The organism is Mycobacterium sp. (genome assembly GCF_050701675.1).
In the GTDB taxonomy this organism is placed as follows: Bacteria; Actinomycetota; Actinomycetes; order Mycobacteriales; family Mycobacteriaceae; genus Mycobacterium.
The window spans coordinates 1-4,443 of record NZ_JBOGDD010000030.1 but is presented as its reverse complement, the minus strand read 5'-3'; the positions used below and the strand labels follow the sequence as shown (position 1 = coordinate 4,443).

Below are 4,443 nucleotides of genomic sequence, written 5' to 3'. Positions count from 1 at the left end.
GCCTGGTGGCGCGGACCGGACTGTCCGTCCGGCTGGTGCGCACGTCGATCGAGGCGAGTGTGCTGACGGTCGGTTGGCTGCTCGGCGGAACCGTCGGGGTCGGCACGCTCGTCTACGCGGTCGGCATCGGCCCGCTGGTGCAGCTGATTCTGAAGGTGACGCCGCCACGGTGGCTCGCGGCGAGCGGGTGGGCGTTCACCGAACCGCGCCTGACTACGATGGGCGAGTGCCAGCCCCCGGCCCCAGCGATCGTGACGACCGAGACGATGCCGTCGACCCAGACCTGCTGATCGACTTCGCGAGGATCACGCTGCGACGGGGCGGCAAGACCCTCGTCGGACCCGTCACCTGGGCGGTGGAACTCGACGAACGCTGGGTCGTCATCGGCCCGAACGGCGCGGGGAAGACGTCGCTGCTGCGCATCGCCGCCGCCATGGAACACCCGTCGTCGGGGACCGCGTACGTGCTCGGCGAACGCCTCGGCAGGACCGACATGTCGGAGCTGCGGGCGCGGGTGGGACTGAGCTCGTCGGCGCTGAGTCAGCGGATTCCCGATGACGAAGTGGTGCGCGATCTGGTGGTGTCGGCCGGCTACGCCGTCCTGGGTCGCTGGCGCGAGAAGTACGACGACGTCGACTACGAGCAGGCCGTCGACATGCTGGAAAGCCTTGGTGCAGAACATCTTGCAGAACGCACCTACGGCACCCTGTCGGAGGGGGAACGCAAGCGGGTCCTGATCGCCCGCTCGCTGATGACCGACCCCGAACTGCTGTTGCTCGACGAACCGGCCGCCGGCCTCGACCTCGGCGGGCGCGAAGAACTGGTGGCCCGGCTGGCCGATCTGGCGGCCGACCCGGACGCCCCGGCGATCGTGCTCGTCACTCACCACGTCGAGGAGATCCCGCAGGGATTCAGCCACTGCCTGCTGCTCTCCGAGGGCAAGGTCGTCGCCTCCGGGCTGCTGACCGACGTGCTCACCTCGGAGAATCTGTCGACGGCGTTCGGACAATCGATCGCCCTCGACGTCATCGACGGGCGCTACTTCGCGCGTCGCACCCGGAGCCGCGCGGCGCACAGGAGGAGGGCCACGTGACCGATCCGGTCGAAGCACCGCTGACACCGAGGCCGGCGGCCACGGTCATGCTCGTCCGCGACACGGCCGCTGGGATCAAGGTGTTCCTCATGCGCCGGCACTCGGCGATGGACTTCGTGGCCGGCGTCATGGTGTTCCCCGGCGGCGGAGTCGACGACCGCGACAGGAACGCCGACATCGCCTGGTTCGGCCCCGAGCCATCGTGGTGGGCCGAGCGACTCGGCGTCGACACCGATCTGGCCGAGGCACTGGTGTGCGCCGCGGCACGCGAGACGTTCGAGGAGTCCGGCGTGCTGTTCGCGGGGCCTGCCGACGACGCCGATCTACTTGTCGACGACGCCTCGGTGTACTCCGCGGAGCGGGCGGCGCTGGCCAACCACTCGCTGTCCTTCGCCGACTTCCTGCGCGCCGAGAAGCTGGTGCTGCGAGCCGATCTGCTGCGGCCCTGGGCGAACTGGGTGACACCCAAGGAGGAACGCACCCGGCGCTACGACACCTACTTCTTCGTCGGTGCGCTACCCGAGGGCCAGCGCGCCGACGGTGAGAACACCGAGACCGACCAGGCGTTCTGGAGCACGCCGCAGGCAGGCCTCGACGAGTTCGCCGAGGGTCGGTCGTTCCTGCTGCCGCCGACCTGGACGCAACTCGATTCGCTCAACGGCCGCACCGTCGCCGAGGTGCTCGCGGTCGATCGCAAGATCGTTGCGGTCGAACCCCATCTGGCCGCCGACAAGAAGACCGGCAACTGGGAGATCGAGTTCTTCAACAGCGAGCGGTACAACGAGGCGCGCAATCGGCGTGGACCAGACGGTTACGGTCCGGCGGGCAAGAGCGAAGCGACCGGGGAATCGACGTAGTGCACGAGTTCGTCAGCGCACACGTCAGCGACGGCGTCGGCACCTTGCTGTTGTCACGGCCACCGACGAACATGTTGACCCGGCAGATGTGCCGCGAGATCATCGCGACCGCCGCGGAGCTCGGCGAGCGGACGGACGCCGCCGCCGTCGTCGTGTTCGGCGGCCACGAGATCTTCTCCGCGGGGGACGACGTGGCAGAGCTGCGCACCCTCGACGCCGAGGGCCTAGTCGTCGCCGGGCGGGTGTGCCAGCACGCCGTCGACGCCGTGGCAGCGATCCCCAAGCCGACGGTCGCCGCGGTCACCGGCTACGCGCTCGGCAGCGGCCTCACCCTCGCGTTGGCCGCGGACTGGCGCATCGGTGGCGACAACGTCAAGTGGGGCGTGACACAGATCCTCGACGGGCTGGCGCCGAGCGAGGGTGCGGCCAAGCGGCTGGCCCGCGCGATCGGGGACAGCAAGGCCAGGGAGTTGGCGTTCAGCGGGCGGTTCGCCGCGGCCGAGGAGGCACTCGCGTTGGGGCTGGTCGACGAGATGGTCGCGCCCGACCACGTGTACGACTCGGCCGTCGCCTGGGCCCAACGTTTCGTGGGCGTCCCCGCGCAGGTCCTGGCGGCTGCCAAGGCCGCGTTCTGGCGATGAGAGCGTGCGCGAAGAGCATGTGACGTGCCCGTAGGACCCGCTAGCTCGAACCGCGCCAGCCCCGGCCATTAGGCTGCCCTACATGACGAGTACCGATCGAGAGCCCGGGGCGGCTCCGGCGCCGAACCCGCACGCCACCGCGGAGGAGGTCGAGGCCGCCCGCCACGACACGAAGTTGGCGCAGGTGCTCTACCACGACTGGGAGGCCGAGTCCTACGACGACAAGTGGTCGATCTCGTATGACCAGCGCTGCATCGACTACGCCCGCGGACGGTTCGACGCGATCGTGCCGGACGACGTCCAGCGCGAGTTGCCCTACGACCGCGCCCTCGAGCTGGGTTGCGGCACCGGGTTCTTCCTGCTGAACCTGATTCAGGCCGGGGTGGCACGGCGCGGTTCGGTCACCGATCTGTCGCCGGGCATGGTCAAGGTGGCCACCCGCAACGGCCTGTCGTTGGGGTTGGACGTCGACGGCAGAGTCGCCGACGCCGAGGGCATCCCGTACGAGGACGACACCTTCGATCTGGTCGTCGGCCACGCCGTGCTGCACCACATCCCCGACGTCGAGCTGTCGTTGCGCGAAGTGGTCCGGGTGCTCAAGCCCGGCGGGCGCTTCGTGTTCGCCGGTGAACCGACCAAGGTCGGCAACACCTATGCCCGCGCGCTGGCCGATCTGACCTGGAAGACGACCGTCCGCGCGATGAAGCTGCCAGGGCTTTCCAGCTGGCGTCGGCCGCAGGAAGAACTCGACGAGAACTCACGCGCGGCCGCGTTGGAGTGGATCGTCGATCTGCACACCTTCGATCCAGGTGACCTCGAGCGCATGGCCGCCAACGCGGGTGCCGTGCAGGTGCAGACCTCCAGCGAGGAGTTCACGGCGGCGATGCTGGGCTGGCCGGTCCGGACGTTCGAATCGACCGTTCCCGCAGGCAAGTTGGGTTGGGGCTGGGCGAAGTTCGCCTTCAACGGTTGGACGACGCTGAGCTGGGTGGATTCGAATGTCTGGCGCCACGTCGTCCCGAAGGGCTGGTTTTACAACGTGATGGTCACCGGGGTCAAACCGTCCTGAACGGTGCCGGACTGCGGTTCACTCTCGACGACGTCGCGTACCTCAGCGGTGCCGAGGGCCGGGATGCGCTGGCCGACCTGGAGGGCTTGGCGCTGAGCGACGCCAGCCGGATCTCCGACATCGCCTCGGCGCGTGGCCGCTTCGGCGACCGCGCACCCGTACTGATCGAGACGACCTTGCTGCGGCGCAGGGCCACGGCCAAGTTCGTCGACGCCTCGGGCTGGCTCTTCACTGCGGAGTCGTTGGAGCAGGCTACGGCCGCAGCGGTGGCAGCGCACCGCGCCGACCGACTCTCGGGCAGGGCCGTGCACGACGTGACCTGTTCCATCGGAACCGAACTCGCGGCTCTGCGACACTCAGCGGACTACGTCGTCGGCAGCGACCTCGACGAGGTCCGCCTGGTGATGGCGAGGCACAACCTGGCAAATGACGGAGCCGGCGTCGCGCTGTGCCGGGCCGACGCTCTTCGGCCCGTCACGCGGAACACCGCAGTGATCGCCGATCCGGCGCGGCGCAGCGCGGGTCGGCGACGGTTCCACCCGCGCGACTACACGCCCGCGCTCGACGAGTTGCTCGAGGTGTACTCCGACCGGGACCTCGTCGTGAAGTGCGCTCCCGGAATCGATTTCGATCAGGTCAGGCGACTCGGCTTCGACGGAGAGATCGAGGTGACGTCGTTGGCGGGCGGCGTCAGGGAAGCGTGCCTGTGGTCACCGGGGCTGTCGTCTCCGACGGTGACCCGACGGGCGACCGTCCTTGACCGCGCCGAGGAGATCACCGACG

General features: G+C 69.2%; 5 protein-coding genes and 1 pseudogene. All 6 read left to right on the top strand.

Going from position 1 to position 4,443, the window contains the following annotated elements:
- Positions 1–290: pseudogene (locus ACRDUX_RS00990) on the top strand (membrane protein YczE); the annotation flags it as partial.
- Entirely contained in the window at positions 227–1,093 is an 867-nt protein-coding gene (locus tag ACRDUX_RS00985) for an ABC transporter ATP-binding protein (RefSeq protein ID WP_526410139.1), read from the top strand. The pseudogene ACRDUX_RS00990 and the gene ACRDUX_RS00985, both read left to right, overlap by 64 nt.
- Positions 1,094–1,140: 47 nt before the next feature.
- Entirely contained in the window at positions 1,141–1,950 is an 810-nt protein-coding gene (locus tag ACRDUX_RS00980) for an NUDIX hydrolase (RefSeq protein ID WP_526410143.1), read from the top strand.
- Entirely contained in the window at positions 1,950–2,591 is a 642-nt protein-coding gene (locus ACRDUX_RS00975) for an enoyl-CoA hydratase (protein WP_526410137.1), read from the top strand. The genes ACRDUX_RS00980 and ACRDUX_RS00975 overlap by 1 nt, the downstream gene beginning before the upstream one ends.
- Positions 2,592–2,673: 82 nt before the next feature.
- Positions 2,674–3,660 (top strand): class I SAM-dependent methyltransferase, encoded by a 987-nt coding sequence (locus ACRDUX_RS00970; RefSeq protein ID WP_526410135.1) that lies wholly within the window; start codon positions 2,674–2,676, stop codon positions 3,658–3,660.
- Positions 3,618–4,443, top strand: an 826-nt coding sequence (locus ACRDUX_RS00965; RefSeq protein ID WP_526410141.1) for a TRM11 family methyltransferase, incomplete at its 3' end; no start/stop codon positions are given. The genes ACRDUX_RS00970 and ACRDUX_RS00965, both read left to right, overlap by 43 nt.